General features: G+C 63.9%; 17 protein-coding genes and 1 CRISPR repeat array. Of the genes, 9 read left to right on the top strand and 8 right to left on the bottom strand.

The features are described from left to right. Positions 1-158: 158 nt before the first annotated feature. Positions 159-4,927: direct repeats of the CRISPR family, unit length 28 nt; unit sequence TTTCTGAGCTGCCTATGCGGCAGCGAAG. 130 nt (positions 4,928-5,057) lie between these two features. The 6 genes from cas6f to cas1f all read right to left on the bottom strand — a co-directional run bounded on the left by cas6f (position 5,058) and on the right by cas1f (position 13,543). Continuing rightward, positions 5,058-5,624 carry a type I-F CRISPR-associated endoribonuclease Cas6/Csy4 gene (gene cas6f, locus MKP05_RS19140; protein WP_240569756.1) on the bottom strand — a complete coding sequence of 189 codons (567 nt, stop codon included), beginning with the start codon at positions 5,622-5,624 and terminating at the stop codon, positions 5,058-5,060. 6 nt (positions 5,625-5,630) lie between these two features. Beyond that, complete coding sequence (gene csy3 / locus MKP05_RS19135) at positions 5,631-6,656, bottom strand: type I-F CRISPR-associated protein Csy3 (RefSeq protein ID WP_240569755.1); 1,026 nt, start codon at positions 6,654-6,656, stop codon at positions 5,631-5,633. Between the two features lie 18 nt (positions 6,657-6,674). Further along, a complete protein-coding gene (csy2, locus tag MKP05_RS19130; protein ID WP_240569753.1) occupies positions 6,675-7,658 on the bottom strand; it encodes a type I-F CRISPR-associated protein Csy2 in 984 nt (327 codons plus the stop codon). Next, positions 7,651-9,006 (bottom strand): type I-F CRISPR-associated protein Csy1, encoded by a 1,356-nt coding sequence (gene csy1 / locus MKP05_RS19125; protein WP_240569751.1) that lies wholly within the window; start codon positions 9,004-9,006, stop codon positions 7,651-7,653. The genes csy2 and csy1 overlap by 8 nt, the downstream gene beginning before the upstream one ends. 182 nt (positions 9,007-9,188) lie before the next feature. Further along, entirely contained in the window at positions 9,189-12,572 is a 3,384-nt protein-coding gene (gene cas3f / locus MKP05_RS19120; protein ID WP_240569750.1) for a type I-F CRISPR-associated helicase Cas3f, read from the bottom strand. Then, a complete protein-coding gene (gene cas1f / locus MKP05_RS19115) occupies positions 12,569-13,543 on the bottom strand; it encodes a type I-F CRISPR-associated endonuclease Cas1f (protein WP_240569749.1) in 975 nt (324 codons plus the stop codon). The genes cas3f and cas1f overlap by 4 nt, the downstream gene beginning before the upstream one ends. Before the next feature lie 153 nt (positions 13,544-13,696). Between cas1f and MKP05_RS19110 the strand changes: the two genes are divergently transcribed. Both MKP05_RS19110 and MKP05_RS19105 read left to right on the top strand, forming a co-directional pair. Next, complete coding sequence (locus tag MKP05_RS19110; protein WP_240569747.1) at positions 13,697-14,566, top strand: WYL domain-containing protein; 870 nt, start codon at positions 13,697-13,699, stop codon at positions 14,564-14,566. A gap of 401 nt (positions 14,567-14,967) precedes the next feature. After that, positions 14,968-15,969 carry an aldo/keto reductase gene (locus MKP05_RS19105; RefSeq protein ID WP_240569745.1) on the top strand — a complete coding sequence of 334 codons (1,002 nt, stop codon included), beginning with the start codon at positions 14,968-14,970 and terminating at the stop codon, positions 15,967-15,969. A gap of 134 nt (positions 15,970-16,103) precedes the next feature. On the opposite strand, the gene MKP05_RS19100 is transcribed toward MKP05_RS19105, so the two are convergent. Further along, positions 16,104-16,337: a metallothionein gene (locus tag MKP05_RS19100; protein WP_240569744.1), complete on the bottom strand. Its 234-nt coding sequence runs from the start codon at positions 16,335-16,337 to the stop codon at positions 16,104-16,106. 206 nt (positions 16,338-16,543) lie between these two features. Further along, positions 16,544-17,137 carry a malonic semialdehyde reductase gene (locus tag MKP05_RS19095; RefSeq protein WP_240569743.1) on the bottom strand — a complete coding sequence of 198 codons (594 nt, stop codon included), beginning with the start codon at positions 17,135-17,137 and terminating at the stop codon, positions 16,544-16,546. A gap of 166 nt (positions 17,138-17,303) precedes the next feature. On the opposite strand from MKP05_RS19095, the gene MKP05_RS19090 reads away from it, so the two are divergent. From MKP05_RS19090 to MKP05_RS19060, 7 genes are all read left to right on the top strand, one after another. Next, positions 17,304-17,969, top strand: a complete 666-nt coding sequence (locus MKP05_RS19090; RefSeq protein ID WP_240569741.1) for a hypothetical protein — start codon at positions 17,304-17,306, stop codon at positions 17,967-17,969. 234 nt (positions 17,970-18,203) lie between these two features. Beyond that, positions 18,204-18,359: a hypothetical protein gene (locus MKP05_RS19085; RefSeq protein ID WP_181422068.1), complete on the top strand. Its 156-nt coding sequence runs from the start codon at positions 18,204-18,206 to the stop codon at positions 18,357-18,359. Next, positions 18,359-19,096: a metal ABC transporter ATP-binding protein gene (locus MKP05_RS19080; RefSeq protein WP_110284143.1), complete on the top strand. Its 738-nt coding sequence runs from the start codon at positions 18,359-18,361 to the stop codon at positions 19,094-19,096. The genes MKP05_RS19085 and MKP05_RS19080 overlap by 1 nt, the downstream gene beginning before the upstream one ends. Then, positions 19,090-19,980 (top strand): metal ABC transporter permease, encoded by an 891-nt coding sequence (locus MKP05_RS19075; protein WP_110284144.1) that lies wholly within the window; start codon positions 19,090-19,092, stop codon positions 19,978-19,980. Before MKP05_RS19080 ends, MKP05_RS19075 begins: the two co-directional genes overlap by 7 nt. 37 nt (positions 19,981-20,017) lie before the next feature. After that, positions 20,018-21,070 carry a metal ABC transporter solute-binding protein, Zn/Mn family gene (locus tag MKP05_RS19070; RefSeq protein WP_240569739.1) on the top strand — a complete coding sequence of 351 codons (1,053 nt, stop codon included), beginning with the start codon at positions 20,018-20,020 and terminating at the stop codon, positions 21,068-21,070. Positions 21,071-21,160: 90 nt separating this feature from the next. Next, positions 21,161-21,844 (top strand): ABC transporter ATP-binding protein, encoded by a 684-nt coding sequence (locus MKP05_RS19065; RefSeq protein WP_240569738.1) that lies wholly within the window; start codon positions 21,161-21,163, stop codon positions 21,842-21,844. After that, on the top strand, positions 21,831-22,514 hold the full coding sequence (locus tag MKP05_RS19060; RefSeq protein WP_240569737.1) for a TVP38/TMEM64 family protein: 684 nt from the start codon (positions 21,831-21,833) through the stop codon (positions 22,512-22,514). Before MKP05_RS19065 ends, MKP05_RS19060 begins: the two co-directional genes overlap by 14 nt. The last annotated feature ends 47 nt before the right edge of the window (positions 22,515-22,561 follow it).

Genomic DNA, 22,561 nt, shown 5'->3' with positions numbered 1-22,561 from the left:
GTAGAGCGTGACCTGTTGGCTGGTGACCGCCATACCGGCTCCCTGGTGGGTCGGGACAAGCAGTCAAGCTTAGGGCAACCGGTCAGAATAGTTGTCGTCCACCGGCCAGAGTAATTGTCGCTCTATAGCCTCCGCCCAGTTGTAGTTGGTGGCGGTCTTTTCTGAGCTGCCTATGCGGCAGCGAAGAGCGTCCAAGGTCGCGCGACCGCGCGGACATTTTTCTGAGCTGCCTATGCGGCAGCGAAGCTATGATGCCGATAGCAGCGCCGACGATGTAATTTCTGAGCTGCCTATGCGGCAGCGAAGGCCACTGGCGCCGGCAGCGCCTGGGGGTCCATTTTCTGAGCTGCCTATGCGGCAGCGAAGCACGACCAGCGCCAGTTCGCTGGCCGTCTCCATTTCTGAGCTGCCTATGCGGCAGCGAAGAGCACTACCCGGCGAGTCGTGTGGTTTTTTACTTTCTGAGCTGCCTATGCGGCAGCGAAGAGCTACCTGCCGAACGATGAGTTCTCGCAGATTTTCTGAGCTGCCTATGCGGCAGCGAAGAGGTGTGCCGGGCAAGCGCCAGGCTCTGCTCATTTCTGAGCTGCCTATGCGGCAGCGAAGACGCTCCCCGCAAAGCGCACAACATACGGGGATTTCTGAGCTGCCTATGCGGCAGCGAAGGTTTGCGCGCCCTGGTATCGGCTAATGAGGAGTTTCTGAGCTGCCTATGCGGCAGCGAAGTGTCACGCCTCCCCCGCTATGCGGGCCCGCCATTTCTGAGCTGCCTATGCGGCAGCGAAGGCGGCCGAAACCATAGGCCCCCCGGTTGTTAATTTCTGAGCTGCCTATGCGGCAGCGAAGGGTATCCCCGCGGGGAAACGTCGGGTTCAAGTTTTCTGAGCTGCCTATGCGGCAGCGAAGGACTGCGCCCGGGATCATGTGGCGCAGCGCGATTTCTGAGCTGCCTATGCGGCAGCGAAGGAAGGCGCGTACTGGACGCCAGCCCAGACCAGTTTCTGAGCTGCCTATGCGGCAGCGAAGCTCGACCGGGAGGGTGAAGGTCAGGGTATCGATTTCTGAGCTGCCTATGCGGCAGCGAAGATGGCCGCGCGCATGGCCGGCAAGGGGCTGGATTTCTGAGCTGCCTATGCGGCAGCGAAGTTGGCAGTTCCCTCCATTGCTTCTGCCGCCAATTTCTGAGCTGCCTATGCGGCAGCGAAGGTCTGAAGAGTGAGGACGTACCCGCTGCCCGATTTCTGAGCTGCCTATGCGGCAGCGAAGCGCTGGGCACGCGGGCAGCAGACGCCGAGCCCTTTCTGAGCTGCCTATGCGGCAGCGAAGAGTTGCAGGCGGGCGGCGTTCAGTTCTTTGTTTTTCTGAGCTGCCTATGCGGCAGCGAAGGTCGGTAGCAAACGTTCCCGTCTCAGTGATCTTTTCTGAGCTGCCTATGCGGCAGCGAAGGGTCATCCACCAGGCCGCATACGGCCGCGACTTTTCTGAGCTGCCTATGCGGCAGCGAAGAGGGCCGCGCGTGAAACTTCATCCGGTCGTCTTTTCTGAGCTGCCTATGCGGCAGCGAAGTTAGTCGTCACGGGCCAGACGGTGGCGATGTTTTTCTGAGCTGCCTATGCGGCAGCGAAGCCGGTAGGCGATGGTATCAATCATGCCGACTATTTCTGAGCTGCCTATGCGGCAGCGAAGACATGGGGCTGGACAAGATCCCCGCGCCGCTATTTCTGAGCTGCCTATGCGGCAGCGAAGGTCTGGCTGCGGCGGTCGGCCTGGTGGGCAAGTTTCTGAGCTGCCTATGCGGCAGCGAAGCTGGAGCAGGCGGTAGTAGCCCTGGCGCATCATTTCTGAGCTGCCTATGCGGCAGCGAAGGTAGCAGGTCTTGGCGATCTCGGTACCGCGCTTTTCTGAGCTGCCTATGCGGCAGCGAAGGTGGCTCCAGTTTTTGGCGTGTAGCTCAATTGTTTCTGAGCTGCCTATGCGGCAGCGAAGGTGATCTATCTGTAAAGGGCATGGCGCCGCGATTTCTGAGCTGCCTATGCGGCAGCGAAGGCGAGTTGATAATTCAGTCATACGCCCATCGTTTTCTGAGCTGCCTATGCGGCAGCGAAGACGGGCACGGCCCAGGGCGCGCATCACCTCGTTTTCTGAGCTGCCTATGCGGCAGCGAAGGCGGAGACCTGCCTGCCAGAACTCGTCGAACATTTCTGAGCTGCCTATGCGGCAGCGAAGGACTATTCGATGCCTTCAACATGGTTATCCAGTTTCTGAGCTGCCTATGCGGCAGCGAAGTCTAACCCCCTCAAAAATCCCCGTTTCCTCTCTTTCTGAGCTGCCTATGCGGCAGCGAAGCTGCTCCATGCCGCCCATCATCGACTCGAGCTTTTCTGAGCTGCCTATGCGGCAGCGAAGTATGCCGATGCGCGCCAGTTCCATATTGTTGCTTTCTGAGCTGCCTATGCGGCAGCGAAGCCGATCGCCGCGAGCACATCGTGCAGGCTGTCTTTCTGAGCTGCCTATGCGGCAGCGAAGACTGGAAGACAAAAGGAGTACGTCTGTTGCAATTTCTGAGCTGCCTATGCGGCAGCGAAGGCGAGTTCGTCCTGCGCCTTGGCACCGATGTCTTTCTGAGCTGCCTATGCGGCAGCGAAGGTCGTTTAAGAGTATCAACGGTAACTATTACTTTTCTGAGCTGCCTATGCGGCAGCGAAGGCTAAAGGGGGAGTGATCATGCCGACTTATATTTTCTGAGCTGCCTATGCGGCAGCGAAGGATCGCCGTGCTGGGCTACGTCACCGGCTACTTTTCTGAGCTGCCTATGCGGCAGCGAAGGCACAGTCCGGGGCGTTGTCTATTGTGGGGCATTTCTGAGCTGCCTATGCGGCAGCGAAGCAGTCACCGAGCTGAACATCCCGGCTGGTCAGTTTCTGAGCTGCCTATGCGGCAGCGAAGGACGAGAGCGCGTTCATCGAGCACCAGGAGCTTTTCTGAGCTGCCTATGCGGCAGCGAAGCGCTGCTGCCTTGGCCTGTGCCGCCGTATCGTTTTCTGAGCTGCCTATGCGGCAGCGAAGTCAAAGTTACCGGCCTCGGCCTGAAAGTCGATTTTCTGAGCTGCCTATGCGGCAGCGAAGCTGTCCGAGCGGTCGCTAACCACTGCGTCTAGTTTCTGAGCTGCCTATGCGGCAGCGAAGGTCAGGACAAGTCGGAGCGCAAGCTGGAGGTGTTTCTGAGCTGCCTATGCGGCAGCGAAGTCAGGCTTGGGCTCGTAGCTCTCCAGTTTCTTTTTCTGAGCTGCCTATGCGGCAGCGAAGTCACCATAAGGCGATGGACCATGTTCCCATCTTTTCTGAGCTGCCTATGCGGCAGCGAAGTCGATCATCGGGTTATTCGACGCCTTCAACATTTTCTGAGCTGCCTATGCGGCAGCGAAGCTTGGCGCGGGCGCGGCTCCATAGTTTCTGGATTTCTGAGCTGCCTATGCGGCAGCGAAGGGCGTCAGATGCGCGGCGGTAGATGTGCTCCATTTCTGAGCTGCCTATGCGGCAGCGAAGCGCCCACGGCGGTGATGGTGCCGGCGGGCTTGTTTCTGAGCTGCCTATGCGGCAGCGAAGGGGTGGATGTGGGCGAGCCAGGATTCTGGAATTTTCTGAGCTGCCTATGCGGCAGCGAAGTGTTGTGGGTGTGAAAAAGCCTTGCATACCATTTTCTGAGCTGCCTATGCGGCAGCGAAGTTAGCAGCAAGCTGATCCTGGATCGGCTTCACTTTCTGAGCTGCCTATGCGGCAGCGAAGATGGTGAGGGGAAGCCACCCGTGGGATCCAGATTTTCTGAGCTGCCTATGCGGCAGCGAAGGTTGCGCGGGCGCTTTATGACCAGCTTGAGAATTTCTGAGCTGCCTATGCGGCAGCGAAGGGGTCGCTGTTCGACCTCGCCTTACACTAATCTTTCTGAGCTGCCTATGCGGCAGCGAAGCGCCTCTGGCGCCCCTCCCTGGCGCTTGAGGTTTTCTGAGCTGCCTATGCGGCAGCGAAGAGGAGCATCGTGTTGTCTATCCGGATGCAGGATTTCTGAGCTGCCTATGCGGCAGCGAAGAATGATACGCCGACAGTTGCGCAGACTCTTGATTTCTGAGCTGCCTATGCGGCAGCGAAGACTGACGTTCTGCTGCTGTCATCTAATGTGACTTTCTGAGCTGCCTATGCGGCAGCGAAGATTGCCCCATCGTGGTTCGCTCTATGCTCTGCTTTCTGAGCTGCCTATGCGGCAGCGAAGTCTTGAGACTAGCCTGGGTAACTGAGGAGAATTTTCTGAGCTGCCTATGCGGCAGCGAAGCTAGCGAGGGTGGTCGCGTCAATCTCGGTGGTTTTCTGAGCTGCCTATGCGGCAGCGAAGCCCTGGACAAGGTGCTGAAGGTGCGACGCTTCTTTCTGAGCTGCCTATGCGGCAGCGAAGGCCTCGTCCCTCGATTCCTCCATCTCCTATGTTTTCTGAGCTGCCTATGCGGCAGCGAAGTGGCCGCCGCTGGTGGCGGGCGCGCTGGCATTTTTCTGAGCTGCCTATGCGGCAGCGAAGGCCTGTTTCTCCAGCCTGATCATCTGCTCGGCTTTCTGAGCTGCCTATGCGGCAGCGAAGCCGAGTGGGCCTCAACGTCCACGGGTGTCACATTTCTGAGCTGCCTATGCGGCAGCGAAGAGGGTGATGGATATCTTCGCCTTGACGATGGTTTTCTGAGCTGCCTATGCGGCAGCGAAGAGGAACCGGTAATAAACAGGCCATTCACACCGTTTCTGAGCTGCCTATGCGGCAGCGAAGCAGGAGCGTTTTCGAGAGCCAGAGAAGGCACATTTCTGAGCTGCCTATGCGGCAGCGAAGCTCTTGCGCCTGACCCCCAAGGACGAGGAGCCTTTCTGAGCTGCCTATGCGGCAGCGAAGTAGAGCTATATCAAGCTAACATGCTGATTGTTAAAGAGCCATGCTTCGATACAGCGACGCCTCCCTTATTCAGGAAGGCGTCGCTAACTCATTGATATTACGCCCCTACAAGGACGCATCACAAAAAGGGTCAGAACCAGGGCACTGTCGCTTCATCGCTGAGACCATAGGCATTGAAGCGCCCAGCCACAGGGTCCTGTCGGATATCGCCATGCTCGACGAAGAGGTGGAAGGTTTGCCTGGTGCTCAGACTGCGGATCGTAGCGAAGGGCAGATCAACCTTGCGCTCGACGCTATCGGGGATATGTTCCCGGGCTTGCTCCAGGGTTTCGCCATGCCTTCGGGCACGCCTACGTCTCAGCCGCTCCGCGCTGGTCTTGAACTGCCTGCGACATACGACCAGGTAGCGAGTATCGGCGGGTACCTCGGCCATGTCCGATGCGCTGATATGGTCTCGCATCCCCTTCAGCCAGCCAGTGGCCATCAGGTGATCCAGAGCCGCAGCGCTGCCATGGAGACGCAGCACCTGACCGAGGGACTTCTTGTGGCCATTCCGGTGCTCAGGGAAGCTGACCCCGAGATCGGTCGCCCGCAGGTCGACCAGGGCCCGGTGAAGCTTGCTGAATAGTGCCCCCATCAGCATGGCTGCAGGAAACTCCGGGTCTGGGAGGAGCCGAATATCGATGTAGTAATCCATGACGGCTTACCCCGCCTCACCAAATACGCCGCCCCGAATCAGGGTGGCCATCACGAAATGCTGCTGCTCGGTGTCGGGCTCCTTGTCCTTCAGCAGCCAGTTATCCAGCAGGGAATAGAAGTCCACTTTCTGCTTCGGCTGGCGATAGGCCTTGCCCTGGGTCGTCACGGAGCCATACGGTTCGACCGCGATTGGGCCGAGATCACCGTCCTCCGGCTGGGGATACCAGGTGTCGATGGTACGGATGGCATTACCCAGCTTCTGGGAGTGAATACCGGCCACTTCGCCGACACGATAGAGGGTCTTGCTCTTGTCGCCACGGCTCCGATCGAGGATCAGCTCCTGGGAGGGGAAAACCTCCTGGCCCGCTCCGACGCGGGCGAAGGCCACCACCTCTAGCAGTAGATAGCGCTCCCCTTCCAAGGCATCCGCGATCAGGTGGCCCAGCTCGGCGACATCTTGACCACCCTCGAACTTCCGCAGTGATTGCCCGAGGGCATCGAAGGTCCAGGACCTGGCGACCTCTCCCTGCTCCATTTGACGAATCTGGACTTCCATCTCTTCGGCACCGACCCGGTTACGCCACAGGAAGCGCCCATTGGCAAGATTGTGCGCATAGCGCTTGGCAAGTTCCCGGAAGCCATGAGAAGCGACATAGTCGCGCACCACCCGCTTGAGCTTCGCCTGGTATTCGGCATTGTTGCAGGCCGAGGGCGTACCGGCGCCGCCCAGAACTCTCAGGGTGAAGCGAGCCATCAGGGTATCGGCCTCATGTGGCAGGGTCGCGACATCGACTGTCTGCAGGTTGGGATTCTGGATGGCAGCGTCCAGCTTGGCGGGGTCCTGCTCCGAGGTCTTCAGGCGATTGGAAATTGTTCCCCGCACCGACTTTTCACGGATACTGATAGCGGGCCACTCACTGGTCTGGGCCCGTCCCTCCCATTTCCCTGCATAGAAGAGGGCATCGGAGGGATCCAGCTTGCGCTCGAAGGCGAGGACGGAAGCGGTCTTGAGGGTATCGTTCTTGGCCATGAGTCAATTCCTTCTTCTTCACTGGGTGGCGGTGTGGCGGGCCGGGAATTTGTTGGCCAGCCGATAGAGTCCGGCATCGAGATCGTTGTCCACGTACCAGAGCAGCTCCTCCGGGCTCGAAAGACGGTGTGGGCTGATCCATTGCCCGATGGTGTAGAGGCTCTCGACGAAACGGAAAGGCGTGACGGCGTCTCGGGCACTGGCGACCTCACCGGGCTCGAACAGTCGCGAGATCGCGCCATACCCGACGGGAATCGGCACGAGCCAGCCCGGCGGGCGTCGAATTTCCCAACTCACTTCCTCTCGAAGCTCGCCCTCGGTGTTCTCGGTCTCCGTCAGCCGGCATTCATGGTTGAGCCGTGACATGTCGAGCCAGGCGTCCAGGACGGTGGCCTCGGAGGATTCCTCACGCATCTCCGCCAACCGCCGGGTCAGCAGGTCATCGCGACAGACCAGCGCAAAGCCCGGCAGCCAGCGGCGACGAAGCCTCCTGAACCTGAGGGCCCGAGCTTCGAGATCGTCATCCAACCGCTCCAGCCAGGGATGCTGCCGCGGCTCTTCTCCGAGAGGAGCCGGTACCACGCTGCCCCCGGCGATGCGCATACCCGAGACGATCTCGGCGACTTCGCGCGCCACCCGCTGACCTTCCTCATCGCCGTGACAGGCCTCGCCGCTGACGGCAAAGACCAGGGTGATCTCGAGATGAATGCGGCCCTCTTCCACGATAGCTGCCGTTTTGCCGGACTTGTCGACGGGATTCCGGGTCAGATGAAAGCTCCGGGTGAAGCCGCCCCGCGACGCTTGTGCCTGGTAGTCATGGCAGATCACCCCGACACCCTGGAACTCCAGCTCGAGATGCTCGGGCAGTTTGCGTTCCAGAGCATGCATCAGTCCGACGAAGGCACTCATGGCGGGAAACCCCCAGGTCATCGGGCTGGAGATGGCATTGGCGTTCTGCACGCGCAGGTGAGGCAGGATCAGCAGATTCTTGATCTCATTCATGGCCCACGCCCTCCTGCCACTCATCCAGTTCATGCTCCAGGGATTCCATCCAGCGGCGATCGCGCTCCAGCCAGCGCTGGAAGCTGGGGTCGCGCTCCAGCGTCTTGTCCCAGCGCCGGTGCTCGGTATCCCCCATGGGCAGCTGGCGGCCGAGTCGCTGATTCAGCCAGTTGGCGAAACGCTTCCTGACCTCGTTGGGCCAGTCTCCCTCCTGCCTCGCCTGACAGAAGTCTTCATCCAGCTCAGCGCGGCCAGGATCCAGCCAGTAGATTTCCTCGATCGCCAAGCGGCACTTGGGATCATCGCTCCATCCCGGCGGTAGCCGGTGAAACTCCATGCTGAAGACCATCAATTCGTCCATCAGCGCAGCGTTCAGGTCGTCACGGAGATCGCGGGATTCATAGTTGGGATCGGGATTCGACTCGAGGAAGCGTCGCAGGTCGCTCACCAGTTGGCGCACCTCGCGACGACGGCCGAAGCGAGGAAAGACGGAATCCGTGCCCAGCGGTACCCGGATCTCTCGCGACACCCAGTTAGGTGGCAATGAGGCCAGCAGGTAGTTGTTGCCGCCCCGCTCGCTATTGAGTTGAGATATGTTCTGTGGCTTGGTACCGCCCAGCTTCTGGACCGCCAAGTTGGGATAGTCGCGATAGCCGGTCTCGGAGGCCAGGTTCTTGCGCCTCGCCTCTCGCGCCAGCTTGGCCGACTCACCGAATCGGTCCTCGTTGATGGTCTGGAAGACGCGGTGGGTCAACGAAGTGGCATAGAGCGGCGCCAGCAGGTGGTACGCCCGGTCATCCACAGGGTCGTCGCCCTTCGCCAACCAGTAGAGCTGCTTGGCATTGGCATGCGAAGCCGCCTCGCCACGGGGCTCGGTGATCGCGGCGAAAGCCCGCATCCACTCTCGCGCCTGCTCCGGATCATCGCTCAAGGCGCTTGCCAACTCGGCATCCTCCTCGAGGACCCGCTCGAGCAGCGACTTGCCGTCATGTTCTAGCTTGAGGAACTTGTAGACGTCCAGCGCCGCCGCATTGCCAACCACATCGGCCTGAAAATCCTCGGGAATCGCATGACTGCCGACCAGGTTATGCCGCGTCAGCGTCTCTGGCGGCACATAGAGGTTGGTGCCCTTGGCATCGGGGTGGATGGGTTTCAGAGAGTGAGTGACGACTTGGAGCTGACTCACTCGTCGCGCCGCATTGTCGATCCAGGCCTCGAAGGCGAACTGCTCGGCCAGGAGCCGGCGCTTGGGATCGTCCTCGGCCAGCTTCTCGGCCTTGCCCTCGAAGCGCTCCTGCAAGAATGTCTCGATCCGGGCGCGTAGCTCCTGACTGGTGAAATTCGGCATGGTCACACCTTTTTATCCATCATGGTCTTACTTTTAGGGATACAGGGAAAAATGATCCTTAAGCTAAACGTAGCTACTCTAGAGGCCTGCCGCAAGGCAGCTCAGAAAATCATGGCCTTCCCTTTAGGGAACATACGGCTGCCGCACAGGCAGCGGGCCGGCGCCAGCCGGCCCAACTCCATTCAACGCCGTTTGCTGAACCCCACCACGGGGTGGAACGACCAGCCATGGATGGATTCCGGCATGGTAACCGTCCCGAAGCGCCTGGCCGCCTCGTCCAACGGCAGCTCCATGTCATCCGCCAGTGCCACCAGGGCTTCCAGGTAGTCCGTTTCACCCCAAGGGCGGATGCGTGGGCCTGCTTCGCCCAAGGGATCAATGCGCCGCAGCAGGCTGTCCTCAACCTTGACGTAGAGCGCCTCGCCGCGCCGCTGTCCGTCATGGATCTGGTGCAGCTCCCAGCCTTCACCGCTCTCATCGGGCAACAGGACCAACTCCACCTGCGGGATGGTCTGACGCCGGAAGGGCTGGCACTGAGCCATGACGCCCACCAGATTCACCCGCGGCATGGCGTACCAAGTGTAGGCCCCCAGGGGAGGCGCGGGCGGACCGTGTTTCAGGCGTCGGCGCTGGCGAGGCGTCAACTTGTCGAAGTCTGCCGGAACCTCCGGCACGGCTTCGACCTCAGGAGCCAGCATGTCACGCTCGAGACGGGCATGCTCCAGATCGACGAGGCTGGTTCGCGGGTGCAGCGTTTCGCGCTCGACGATACGCGGCCGGGCGTCGATCACCTCCCACTCCTCGGGATGCAGCAGCTCGTTCAACGAGTGGCTGTCGAGGTTCCAGCCCTCAGCCTCGAAGCCGGGCCGGCAGAAGGCCGGCTGATCGGGACTCTCCAGGTACTTCAGGTTGGTTTCGAGCACCATGAGATTGGGCGTGTCGCATTCGCCATCGCGATGGCGCCGAACGCGTCCAGCCAACTGGATCAAGGAGCGCATTGACGAGGGCTCGACGATGGCCCAGTCATAGTCGTGATCCCGACCGACCTCGGTCACCGGGCTGCCCAGCACGATAAAGAGTTGATTCTCCTCGACGGAGGCATCCAAGCGCCGGCGGATATCGGGCAGGTCGAACACGGCCTTCGCGTCGCGACGATCCAGTGCACGATCGAGACGCCGCTCGATGGTCGAGCGCATCAACAGTGGATACTGAGAGTGATAGACGCAGAGGTGGACGCACTGACCCTCAGCCGCGCCCAGGCGAAACAGCGCCTGGGCGACATCGACGATCGGCTCGATATTGGCCAGGCGGATCAGACCGAAGCTGACCCGCTTGCCGCTATGGGGGTCGACGCTGTGGTGCCGGGCATGCAGCGTGAAGGCATGATCTCTCAAACGCTCGGCGAGAGCCTGGCGAATCTCATCGCGGTGCCGCCCCATCCCCTCCAGCGCCACCAGCTCACCACGTCGACGAACTGGGGCTTTCGCCAGCCTTCCGTGACGGCGGGTCGCGAAACGGCGATGCGCCACGGCAAACGCCTCACCATTGGCACAGTCGGCGTGCTGCCGGTCATGCTCGTCGAACCAGGCACAGCAGATGTCCACCGGCCGCCCCGGCTCGCCACGGTTGCGCTGAAAGTGGACACGGCCATCCCGGTAGGCCTCGAAGAGGCCACGCACCAAGCCCGGGGGCAGCGTTGCCGAAGACAGCAATACCCGCGACCCGAGCAACCCGGCCCAGTGCACTAGCCGCGTCAACGCCGGCAAATCGTGGATGTCGAAGTCGTCGATCTCGTCCAGCACGAGATCACTGCCCATCAGGCGCAGCATCGGCGCGATCTGGCGCCCACCTCGCGTGCCCTCGGTGGCCGGCACCAGGTGATCGACGGTACAGACCAGGATCGGTGCGGCGACCAGCGCCCTGGCCGAGGCATCGCCACCAAGCCGGCGCAGCACCGGATGGCCCTCGAAGTCGCCCTCGTAGAGGACATGACCATCCTCCTCGACCAGTTCCTGGACGGAGGCCGAGCCGGTGCGCTCCGCCTCGCGTTCGTGGTGCTCGAAGAGGGCCCGGCTGGCACTGCCGCCCACCCGAATCGCCAGCTCGTCCTTACCCAGACTGAGCCGCTCGCGGTAGGCCTGGCCGGTCTGCAGGGTCAGGGTACGCAGCCCCAGCGCCACGCTGAAGCGTGCCCCCTGCTGGGGGTCTGCCAGTGCATAGAGGATGCGGCCGTTGGCGAGCGTCTTACCGCAACCGGTGGAGGCCATGTTGATGCCGAAGAAGCCCTGTTGTTCGCTGCGTTCGCGCAGCGCCTGAGACAGGTCGTAGGCGTGATCCTGCCAGCGAAAGCGCGGATCCGCGCTACGTTTGCGAAATCCCTTGTGGCGCGCCAGGCGGGGAAGGTGACGAGTCAGGCTCGGCAGAGCCCTGGCCACCGCTGCAGCATGTTTTTCGACGCCCAGGATGTGTTCGTCCAGCGGCTGATTGGGTCGGCCCGTCTTGCGGATCGTATTGGCATGCAGCGGATAGTTGGACTCGCCGCACACGCGATGACGAGGATCCTCGAGGCTCGAGTAGTGGTGGTCGGCCAGCATCAAACTAAGCCGAGCCAGATGGAGGGTGTACGGATCGTCGAGCCAGGCCGTTCGGTGCGAGGAGAGCCGCTTGAGTAGCCGCTCAGCCCGCTGCCGCGTCCGCTCGCGCCACTTATGGGTGGTGACCGGCAGGCCGTGATGAAAGGTCCAGTAGAGCCCAGGCAGGTTATCACCCAGGGGCTTGGCCATCTCATTCCAGTCAGCCGTAATCACCGCCGGCAGGTCGCGTAGCCGGTCCGCTTGGAAGGCCGGCGTTTCCCTTCTTGATCGACTCGCCGCGTCACCGTCGGACTTGCTGTCGCCCGGCAACAACGGCAGACGATGATGCGTCACGAGCAGCCAGCCGATGGCCGCCGCCAGGGGTGGTAGAGTCAGGAATGGCGATGCCACCTCATCCAAGCCATCGCGTTGTAGACGGCCCAGCCAATCATCGACGCCCAGGTCGGAGCCCTCGGCGAGCCGGGTCAGCCAGGCCTCATCATCGTCATCGCCGACAAAGGCCTGGAACAGGCGCAGCGATATCCATTCATGACGATACAGGTTGCGACCTTCCAGCTTGCCGGCCAGGCGGCGCTGGAAGGCCTCACAGGCCTTGCCCAGATCGTGCAGCAGTGCCGCCATGGCGGCCAGCAGCAGAATATCCTCTCCGGTGTGCCAGTCGTTTTCGTCGCTGCGGCGTAGAATGTCCCGGGAAGTCGTGTTGGTGGGCACGGCACCTTGCAGGTTGAAGCGTTTGGCATCACCGACGATCCACATCAGTTCGCTATGGTCGCGCCCCCGAATCCAGTGGCAGGCCACGGCGGTATTCTTGCGCGCTTTCTTGCGCAGTAGGCGCCGCAAGGTGTCTAGCCCTTCCATGGTAATCGGCGTCTGCCAGGTCCTGTCGCCACGCCGCTCGGCGAACTGATCGAGAATCCTGCGCGTCTCGGTGAGCGCGTTCTTGCTGCACTGGGAAACCAGCAACACATTCATGCGCCCGGCCCCCCAAGGTCCAGCGCAATGGACTTGAGAGAGTCGATCATGAAGTCGAGCGACTCGGTGCGCGTCAGCCGTTCGATGCAGGCCTGGCGAAATTCCTGCTCCTCGTCTCCCTGCATGGCGGAAAGGAACGCCTGGGGCAGGATCACGGCATCCTTGACCAGGTCGGCAACATCGAAAACCAATCCGCCTCGTCGCGTCTTGCCGTGCAGTACCGCCAGGCCATGGGGAATACCCAGCACCCAGGTAGCAGTCGCCGCCAGCCCGTAGGCCAGGTAGTTGCCATGGTCGAGGAAGCGGTTGGCGGGATCACTGCCAGTGCCGCGCTTGGCACGGGTGAAGTCGCCGTAATTGACTGCTTGAACGGCATGCTTGAACAAGGCCTTGGTAAGGCGGGCCTCCAGAGTCAGCAGATCGGTGGTACTGGGTGCCTTGGCGATGGCACTCCGGTGGCTTTCCAGCGCTTGATGCAGGGTATCCGGAGAAACCGTGAACCCAGCATCTTTAAAAGCTCGGTCCGCCCATTGCCTTTCGATTCTCTCCAGCCGAGCTAGCTGAAACCGGCGCGCCGCCTCCAGCCGCTTTTCATCATCGAACCAGAAGCGGACCCAATGCTGCAGATACTCGGTGGGACGGTACTCGCTCTGGGGCGTCAGCCAGGCCACATCGACATCCACCTCGTTGGCGGCAAACAGCGGTGTACCTCCCCCACCACAAAAGCCGACAAGAACCCCAGCCTTGGCCAGTTCACGCATCGCCGCCTGGGTGATCGAGGTCCCCGTTCCCAGCAGCAGCGACGTGGTGTTGGCAATGGGGATATTCCAATAGCGCGACTGGCTGCCCTCGTCGGTGACGTACTCGACACGTCCTCCATTGACCAGCACGCGGCAATGCTGAAGGTAATAGAGATTCGCACGTTTGGAATGGAGGATCGTCTTCAGATCCGAAGGAGAGAGGTCGTCCATGAGGTGCCCACCACATCCAGAATGTTTCTATTATGTATCCATCTAAGCACCCTATCCCTGTTGCCACCACCACTGTCCATGAGACCAGCATATTTTTCAGGCCGATATTGATCATGGCCATGGTCGCAGAACCGCACCTTACAAGGAGGTTGTATGACCGCAATGGCACCACTTCCCTGGGACACCCTGGCCCGCTACCGGTTGATCGAGATCCTGGCGCTATGGGAGGGCCGGGTGGTGGCGTCGCAGCTTGGCCAGGCCTTCGGCATCGGGCGCCAGCAGGCGCAAAAGGTGCTCAAGCGCTATCGGGAATTGGTGCCCGCGAACCTGGTGTATGACGAGTCGCGCAAGGGCTTCCTGCCCGCCGAGGACTTCTCGCCACACTTCACCCTCGGCCGGGTCGAAGAGTACCTACATCTGCTGGGGTCGGGTCAGGGGCTGGACTCGCCTTTCACCGGGCTCGGCCTGGGGGCGGCGGATACCGAGTCGTTGCCCCTGCCCAGCCGCCAGGTGTCACCGGGGGTAGTACGCGAACTGGTCAAGGCGTCGCGCCAGGGGCTACGGCTGGAGGTGACCTATGCGTCGTTTTCCAGCCCGGCGGGGGAGGAGCGCATCATCGTGCCGCACACCCTGGTATTCGCTGCCGGGCGCTGGCATGTGCGAGCTTTCTGCGAAAAGCACCTTGCCTATCGGGACTTCGTGTTGAGCCGCTTCCGCGGCGTGCCGGAGCCCTGCGGAGAGATGCTGGGGGCTCATGGCGGCCAGCATGACGAGCAGTGGCACACCCAGGTGGCGGTCAGGCTGATCCCCGACCGGCGGTTGCCCGAAGCCGAGCGTGAGCTCCTCGCCATGGACTACGGCATGACGGATGGTGAGCTCCTGCTGTATTGCCGAGGCCCGCTGGTGCTCTATGCCCTGCGGGAACTCGGTGTGAACCCGCATCACAGCGAACCCGATCCGCGCGCCCAGCAGATCGAGATCGCCAACCGCGAGGCGCTGGCCACCTGGATCCGCTGGGATTGATCCTGGGACCTCTCCACAAATTTCTCGACAATAGCGGCACGTTCGCCGAACAAAGGCGCCAATGCCCGCCCCTATGGGGTCAGACCCCAGCCGAGTTGCCAGGCTTGTCATCGTGCCCCTGGCAAGCGGATTCGACACCGCCGGGGTCTGACCCCCTAGGGCTTCCCAGCGTTGGCAGCCCACCGCTTGAACACCCTCAACATACTGATTTTTCAGCAATACTCCAGAGGGACTCCTCAGAATCTGCCCCCCAGGGCTCTCCCAGCGCTGGCAACCCGGCCGGATAGCCCAGTCAGGGTAGTTCTGCCTTGCGATCCCCTACCCCGCCTCGGCATGATGACCCGACACTGTCGCCGGCTCCGCCGGTGATTGCCTTTCCCGCCCCCTGACCAGGAGTCTCCATGTCGACCGTCTTCGCTCGCCTGAAGGAAGTGGCCTCGCCCCGCAGCGGCCTGGGCTGCATGAACCTCTCCCATGCCTACGGCAGCCCGGTTCCCGAGGCCGAGGCGCTGCGTGCCCTCGATGCGGCGTTCGACATGGGCTATCGCCACTTCGATACCGCGACCCTGTACGGAAAGACGGCCAACGAGCGCCTGGTGGGCAAGGCGCTGGCGGGCAAGCGGGACCAGGTGCTGCTGGCCAGCAAGGGCGGCATGGCCTTCGATCCCGAGCTCGGCCGGAAGGTGGTCGATGGGCGCCCCGAGACGCTGCGCCGGCAGTGCGAGGCGAGTCTTCGGCGCCTGGGCACCGATCATCTGGACCTCTACTACCTGCACCGCCTGGATCGCCGGGTGCCCATCGAGGAGAGCGTGGGGGCGCTGGGGCGGTTGGTAGAAGAGGGCAAGATACGGGGAATCGGGCTGTCCGAGGTGTCCGCGGCCACCCTGCGCCGCGCCCGGGCCGAGCACCCCGTCGCGGCGGTGCAGTCCGAATACTCGCTGTGGACCCGCAACCCCGAGATCGCGCTGCTCGAGGCGTGTCGGGAGACATACACGGCGCTGGTGGCCTTCAGCCCCCTGGGAAGGGGCTTTTTGACGGGGACCGTCAGGGATCCCGCCCGCCTCGAAGAGAGCGACATGCGCCGCCACATGCCGCGCTTCAGCGCTGAGAACTACCCCAGGAACCTGAGCCTGCTGGAAGACTTCATGGCCGTGGCAAGCGAACTGGACGTGACGCCCGGCCAGCTGGCCCTGGCCTGGCTCACGGCCCAGGGAGATGACGTCATTCCGATCCCCGGCTCCCGCTCCGTCGATCACATGCGCGAGAACCTGGGGGCGGAAAGCCTCCGCCTGGATACCGCGACCATCACCCGGCTAAACGCCATGATGACGCCGGACCAGGTGGCGGGCGCCCGCTACAGCGAGGCCCAGCAGGCGGATATCGACACCGAAGAGTTTGGCTAGCCCGAAACAAGCCCCCCGCCTACGCGTTGGCTTAGGCTCGAGGAGCCAAGAGGCGGGGGCGTGCTGGTCGTCACGAGAGCGCGGCAGCGCCATGTCTTGCTCGGTGTCGAGCCGGGCGGGTGGGCGACCCTGTTTCAGTCATGGTCGACCAGTCCGACTTCGCCGGCCAGTTCGGCACAGTTGGCGCAGCAAAAGATCGTGTCGCCGTGCTGAACACCGTGCCCGATCACCCGGCAGCCGCACTGCGCACATGCCGGCGCCAGCTTGTGGATGGCGCATTCGAAGGAATCGAAATCGAAGCTCTCACCGTCCTTGCTGACCGTGAAAGTGCCTTCGTAATGATTGCCGCAAGTTGCACAGATACCCATCACGCACCTCCTGTCTTCAGCAAGTGAACCTGCACTCAAGCCCCGCCACCGCAGCTTCCAACGCCGCGGCCTCCCCTGGCTCACCCTCAAGCCTAGTGGACACCAGGCGAGGCAGCGATCCTTCGAGGGCACGGGGCGGTGTATTGCGGGGGATAAACGCCCCAACAAACTGATGTTGCATCGAGATTTCCGGGAACCCGCAGCCCTCAAAGTATCTCCGCCACCTCCTCGAAGGCGAGCCGTGGCGCTCGGGGGCGAGTCATCCTGGGGTCGGCGACACCCAGGTTGACCAGGAAGTTGCTCCGGTAGCGGCCGTCGGGGAAGAACTCCTCGTCCACCATGGCATTGTCGAAGCCGCTCATGGGGCCGACGTCCAGGCCCAGGGTGCGGGCGGCGAGAATCAGGTAGCCGCCCTGCAGGGTGGCGTTGCGCAGGGCGGTTTCGCAGGCCTTCTCGGGGTTGGCGGCGAAGCGCTCGCGGGCGTTGGGCGAGGTGGGGTACTGCGTCGGCAGGTGCTCGTAGAAGCGGGTATCGGTGGCCACGATCACGGTGGCGGCGGCCTGGACGGTCTGGTCGCGGTTGCCTTCGGAGAGCGCCGGAATCAGCCGCGACTTGGCCTCGAGGCTGGTCACGAAGGCGTAACGCGCCGGCTGGCAGTTCATCGAGGTGGGGCCCCACTTCAGCAGGTCATAGAGCCGCCGCCAGGTGGCCGGGTCGACGGGCTCGTCGAGAAAGCCGTGGGCGGTGTGCGCCTCTCGAAAGAGGGTGTCGAGGGCGTGGTCGTCGAGGGACGGGCGCATGGGGTCCTCCTCATGGCTGCGCCCTTCGACTCTACGATATCCGCCGGTGAGCGGTCACTTCTCCGGGCGGCGGTGCCGGCTCACGCCGCTTGCATCGCCATCGAGAGGAACATCCGGCCGCCGGTGCTACGCTTGGAAGGCCCAGCCCTGTCACCCGGAGACCACCATGCCATCGACTCGTCTGCTTGCCGCCCTGCTTGCCCTGCTGCTGACCGGTCTTGCCGCCCCCACCCTGGCCCAGACGCCCGAACAGGAGTTGCAGGCCTACGAGGATGCCCTGGCCCGTGGCGAGCGCCACGCCAACCGCTGGCAGGCGGGCTGGACCGGGGTCTATGCGACCGGCCTGGCCGTCAACGCCTGGCTGGCCAGCGAGGCGAGCGACCGCGACGATCGCTTCGATGCCCGGGTGGGGGTGGTGAAGTCCGCCCTGGCACTGGGAGGCATGTTCCTGGATCGCCAGCCACACCCTCGGGCCCATCGCGAGCTGCGTGACGGCGAGGGCGATCTCGAGAGCGCCCGGCGGCTGCTCCAGGCCGTGGCCGAGGAGGAGCGCCGGCGGCGCAGCCTGGAGGCGCGGCTGGGGTCACTGGCCGTGAACACCCTGGCGGGGCTGGTGATCGCCGTGGGCGACGGCCGCGAGGGCGACGGGGCGATCAACTTCGCCACCGGCATGCTGGTCAGCGAGCTGCAGCTGCAGACCCAGCCGCGCCAGGCCTTGGCGGCGGTGAACCGCTTCCAGCCGGCGCGGGTGTCGCTCGGCGATATCCATCTCGAGGGGGAGTACGCCTTCCTGGTGGGGCCCAACCGACTGGGAGTCGCGCTGCGCTACTGACCCGCGCCCCGTCCTGAAGGGTGGTCCGACATGAAAGATAGACAGCGCCCAAATGGTTATGATATAACATTACATCTACAGCGGAGCAGCCCGGGGCGGTTCCATTTTTCGCGAAATGCGGGATACTGCACTCCCCGCGACGAATCAAGCGGGGTGAGGTCGATCCCGAGGCTGCGATCGGGTCTCGCATTTGTTATGTTATATCTTAATCCTGATACCCAGAGGAGCCGTGTCATGGCACACCGCTCACACACCCATCGGCACCGCCCCGAGGGGCCCTGCCATTTCTCCCTGATGTCGCTTTCCGCCACGCGCCGGCTGCTGCTGGCGACGATACCGCTCGCCCTGCTGTGGCTGACGGTGTCCTGGGCGGCGGGGTGGTGGTCCTGATGTCCCGGGCCACAGCGACTCGACTGCGGCTGCACGACCTGCAGCTGGCCCAGGGCAACCGTACCGTACTCGAGCATGTGGAAGGCAGCTTCCGCGACGGCGCCATCACGGCGCTGATCGGCGCCAACGGCACCGGCAAGAGCACCCTGATCCAGGGCATCATGGGCATGCTCAAGCCGATCGCCGGTCGTGTCGAGTGCTCGGTGCCCAGGGAGCGACGCGCCTGGCTGCCGCAGCAGCTGGCCCTGGACCTCAGCTTCCCCATGAGCGTGGAAGAGCTGGTGATGACCGGCAGCTGGCCCAGCCACGGGGCGCTGACGGGCTACTGCGCCTCGCACTACCGCCGCGGCCGCGAGATCATGGCCCGCCTGGGCATCTCCCACCTGGCCCACCGGCCGCTGGGGGAGCTTTCCGGTGGCCAGCGCCAGCGGGCGCTGATCGGCCGCACCCTGATGCAGGAAGCCGAGCTGCTGCTGCTCGACGAGCCCTTCGCCAACGTCGATGCCGAAACCGTCGACGTGCTGATGACCGTGCTGCGCGACATGGCCCAAGCCGGGGCCACCATCATCGTGGTGTTGCATGACATGGAGCAGCTCGCCCGGCTGGCCGATGAGGTCGTGCTCCTCGCCAGCGGTCACGTGCAGTGGTCCTCGCCCGATGCCGTCCTCAAGACCCAGGCCCCCCACGCGGCGGCCGCCTCGCTGTCGATCGCCATGCCGGGGGTGGGCACATGCTAGCACTGCTTCACGAGTGGCTGATCGCGCCCTTCGACTATGGCTTCATGCGTCGCGCCCTGGTGGCCGGCCTGGCCCTCTCCCTGGCCGCCCCGCCCATGGGCGTGTTCCTGGTGCTGCGCGGCATGAGCCTGATCGGCGATGCCATGGCCCACGCCATCCTGCCGGGCGTGGCACTGGGCTTTCTGGTCGCCGGCTTCTCGCTGCCGATCATGAGCCTCGGCGGCGTGCTCTCCGGGTTGCTGGTGGCGGTGCTGGCGGGCAGCGTGTCGCAGATGACCGGCCAGCGCGAGGATGCCGCCATGGCCAGCTTCTTCCTGATCTCGCTGGCCGCCGGGGTGATGCTGGTCTCGCTGGGCGGCAGCAGCGTCGACCTCACCCATGTGCTGTTCGGCTCGATCCTCGCCGTGAACAGCACCGCCCTGATCCTGATCGCCGCCATCAGCAGCCTGATCGTGGTGATACTCGCGAGCATCTTCCGCGCCCTGGTGGTGGAGTGCCTCGACCCGCTGTTCCTGCGCGGCCAGGGCGTCCACGGCGGCCTGGTCCACGGCATCTTCCTGGGCCTGGTGGTGCTCAACCTCACCGCCGGCTTCCAGACCCTGGGCACGCTGATGGCGGTGGGCCTGATGATGCTGCCGGCCACCGCCGCGCGCTTCTGGAGCAAGCGCCTGGAGGGGCTGATCGGCGTCGCCGTCGGCATCGCCATGGTCGCCAGCAGCGGCGGCCTGCTGCTCTCCTACCACCTCGGCATTCCCTCCGGCCCGGCGATCATCCTGCTGGCCGGCGTCGGCTACATGCTCTCTGCCCTGCTCGGGCGACACCACAGCCTGCGAGCCCGCCTGCAACGGCAGGCCGCCCCGCTGGGTGCCCCCGAACCCCACTGATATGCCTCCATACTGCTAACCCCCAAGGAGCCCTTGCATGCTGCGCAGTCTCAGACCCTCCGCCCTGGTGATCGGCACCTCCGCCATGCTGGCACTGCCGGCCGCCGTCGCGGCCGAGCGCATCCAGGTGATTGCCAGCTTCAGCATCCTCGCCGACATGGTCGAGAATGTCGGCGGCGAGCACGTCGCGGTGACTTCGCTGGTCGGCCCCGACAGCGACACCCATGTCTTCTCGCCGAGCCCCGGCGACGCCCGGGCGCTGGCCGACGCCGACCTGGTGGTGTTCAACGGCCTGCGGTTCGAGGGCTGGATGGAGCGGCTGATCGACTCCAGCGACTATGCCGGTCCGCTGGTGGTCACCAGCGAGGGCGTCGACCAGCTGGACTACCCTGGCCACGCGCCTGATCGGGCCCATGGGCACGACGACCATGACGATCACGCGCATGACGATCATGAGGATGAAGGCCATGCGGATGAGGGCCATGACGATCATGACCACGGCGACCAGGACCCCCACGCCTGGCAGGACCTGGCCCTGGGACAGGTCTATGTGGTCAATATCCGCGACGGCCTGATCGAGGCCGACCCGGACAACGCCGAGGCCTACGAGGCCAATGCCGAGCGCTACATCAACGAGATCGAGGCCACCGGGGACGAGATCCGCGAGCTGCTCACCGAGATCCCCGCATCCACCAGCGTGATCACCGGCCACGACTCCTTCGGCTACTTCTCCCAGGCCTACGGCCTGCGCTTCCTCTCGCCGGTCGGGCTCTCCTCCGAGGCCGAGCCCAGCGCCGCCGACATGGCGCGGCTGATCGACGTGATCCGCGAGCAGAACGTCCAGGCGCTGTTCCACGAGAACATGACCAGCCCGGCGGTCATCAATCAGCTCGCCGAGGAGACCGGCCTGCCCATCGCCGGCACCCTCTACGCCGACGCCCTGGCCACCGAGGGCGAGGCGAGCACCTATCTGGGCATGATGCGCCACAACGCCAAGACCCTGCATGACGCCCTGGCCGAGCCGGGCCATGACGATGACGGCGGTGACGATCACGGCCATGACGAGGACAGCCACGGCCATAGCCACTGACCCTCGTCCCCGACGACGGTTTCCGGCGCCACCTACGGGTGGCGCCTTTTTTGTGGGACCATCGAAGCCTGAATGTGACGGGAGCCCTTCATGCTCGAGTTCTGCCAGGTCCACAAGGCCTATGCCACGCCCCAGGGGCCGCTGTCGGTGCTGGCCGGTGTCGACCTGATCCTGCACGCCGGCGAGAGCCTGGCGCTGATGGGCGAGTCGGGCAGCGGCAAGTCGACCCTGCTGCACCTGGCCGCGGGGCTCGACCTGCCCGATGCCGGCGAGGTGCGACTGGCGGGCCGGGCGATCTCGATGCTTGCCGAGCCCGACCGCGCCCGGCTGCGCCGTGAATCCCTGGGCCTGGTGTTCCAGCAGTTCCACCTGGTGCCGAGCCTGAACGTCGTCGACAACCTGCGCCTGCAGGCCCGCCTGGCCGGCCGCGAGAATGCCGCCTGGACGGCACGGCTGATCGAGCGGTTGGGCCTGGCCGGGCTCGAGAAGCGCTACCCGGAGCAGCTCTCCGGCGGCCAGCAGCAGCGCCTGGCGATCGGCCGCGCCCTGGCCCCGCGCCCCGCCCTGCTGCTCGCCGACGAACCCACCGGCAACCTCGACGAGACCACCGCGGACGAGGTGCTCGCGCTGCTGCAGGCCCTGGTGCACGACGCCGGCAGCGCCCTGCTGGTGGTGACCCACAGCCCCCGGGTGGCGGCGCCGCTCGACCGCTGCCTGCGCCTGTCCCATGGCCGGGTAAATGACGCAACAAGGGAGCGACATGACCCGGCGTGACTGGATATTTCGTTCGGGCGTGCTCATCGCCGCGGCGATGAGCATGACCCTGGTCTGGCTGGTGCTGGGGCAGCTGGGCATGCCCGACTCCCTGTCGCCCGACGCCCTGTCGCGGTGGCTGAACGGCCGCGGCGCGCTGGGGCCGCTGCTGCTGGTGGCCCTCATGGTGCTGACGGTGGTGGTCGGCCCCCTGCCCACCCTGCCGGTCACCGCCGCCTCGGGGCTGGCATTCGGTATCCTTCCCGGGGCCCTGCTCTCGGTGACCGGCGCCCTGTGCGGGGCACTGATCGCCTTCTTCCTCGCCCGGCTGCTGGGGCGTGACCTGTTGCGCGAACGGTTCCGGGACAATCCGCTGTTCGGTGCGCAAGGTTCGCAGCGGCTGCTCTTCCTCACCGTGCTGCTCACCCGCCTGATTCCCATCTTTTCCTTCGCCCTGATCAGTTACGCCGCCGGCGTGACCGCCATCAAGGCATGGCGTTTCGCCCTGGCCTCCGTGATCGGCATGCTGCCGATGACCGTGGTATTCGCCAGTCTCGGCCATACGTTCGAGCTCCATCCCCTGCTCAGCACCACGGCGGCCATCACGATCCTCGCCGTCATGGCCCTGCTGCCCTGGTACCTGAGCCGCCATCGTCATTCGCGACTGGCCAGGTGGCTGCATCTCGATTAATCCGCGTCGGGCTCGACCGGTCAGCGAAAGGAGGCCGGGGGGCGAGA

Source organism: Halomonas flagellata (assembly GCF_022487945.1).
In the GTDB taxonomy this organism is placed as follows: domain Bacteria; phylum Pseudomonadota; class Gammaproteobacteria; order Pseudomonadales; family Halomonadaceae; genus Halomonas; species Halomonas flagellata.
The sequence above is the reverse complement of the archived record's forward strand: the minus strand, read 5'-3'. Positions and strand labels throughout refer to the sequence as shown.

What these genes read in the sequence shown, in the direction of transcription:
- cas6f (WP_240569756.1), bottom strand. Translation starts at nt 5,624, where the DNA reads ATGGATTACTACATCGATATTCGGCTCCTCCCAGACCCGGAGTTTCCT.
- csy3 (WP_240569755.1), bottom strand. Translation starts at nt 6,656, where the DNA reads ATGGCCAAGAACGATACCCTCAAGACCGCTTCCGTCCTCGCCTTCGAG.
- csy2 (WP_240569753.1), bottom strand. Translation starts at nt 7,658, where the DNA reads ATGAATGAGATCAAGAATCTGCTGATCCTGCCTCACCTGCGCGTGCAG.
- csy1 (WP_240569751.1), bottom strand. Translation starts at nt 9,006, where the DNA reads ATGCCGAATTTCACCAGTCAGGAGCTACGCGCCCGGATCGAGACATTC.
- cas3f (WP_240569750.1), bottom strand. Translation starts at nt 12,572, where the DNA reads ATGAATGTGTTGCTGGTTTCCCAGTGCAGCAAGAACGCGCTCACCGAG.
- cas1f (WP_240569749.1), bottom strand. Translation starts at nt 13,543, where the DNA reads ATGGACGACCTCTCTCCTTCGGATCTGAAGACGATCCTCCATTCCAAA.
- MKP05_RS19110 (WP_240569747.1), top strand. Translation starts at nt 13,697, where the DNA reads ATGACCGCAATGGCACCACTTCCCTGGGACACCCTGGCCCGCTACCGG.
- MKP05_RS19105 (WP_240569745.1), top strand. Translation starts at nt 14,968, where the DNA reads ATGTCGACCGTCTTCGCTCGCCTGAAGGAAGTGGCCTCGCCCCGCAGC.
- MKP05_RS19100 (WP_240569744.1), bottom strand. Translation starts at nt 16,337, where the DNA reads ATGGGTATCTGTGCAACTTGCGGCAATCATTACGAAGGCACTTTCACG.
- MKP05_RS19095 (WP_240569743.1), bottom strand. Translation starts at nt 17,137, where the DNA reads ATGCGCCCGTCCCTCGACGACCACGCCCTCGACACCCTCTTTCGAGAG.
- MKP05_RS19090 (WP_240569741.1), top strand. Translation starts at nt 17,304, where the DNA reads ATGCCATCGACTCGTCTGCTTGCCGCCCTGCTTGCCCTGCTGCTGACC.
- MKP05_RS19085 (WP_181422068.1), top strand. Translation starts at nt 18,204, where the DNA reads ATGGCACACCGCTCACACACCCATCGGCACCGCCCCGAGGGGCCCTGC.
- MKP05_RS19080 (WP_110284143.1), top strand. Translation starts at nt 18,359, where the DNA reads ATGTCCCGGGCCACAGCGACTCGACTGCGGCTGCACGACCTGCAGCTG.
- MKP05_RS19075 (WP_110284144.1), top strand. Translation starts at nt 19,090, where the DNA reads ATGCTAGCACTGCTTCACGAGTGGCTGATCGCGCCCTTCGACTATGGC.
- MKP05_RS19070 (WP_240569739.1), top strand. Translation starts at nt 20,018, where the DNA reads ATGCTGCGCAGTCTCAGACCCTCCGCCCTGGTGATCGGCACCTCCGCC.
- MKP05_RS19065 (WP_240569738.1), top strand. Translation starts at nt 21,161, where the DNA reads ATGCTCGAGTTCTGCCAGGTCCACAAGGCCTATGCCACGCCCCAGGGG.
- MKP05_RS19060 (WP_240569737.1), top strand. Translation starts at nt 21,831, where the DNA reads ATGACCCGGCGTGACTGGATATTTCGTTCGGGCGTGCTCATCGCCGCG.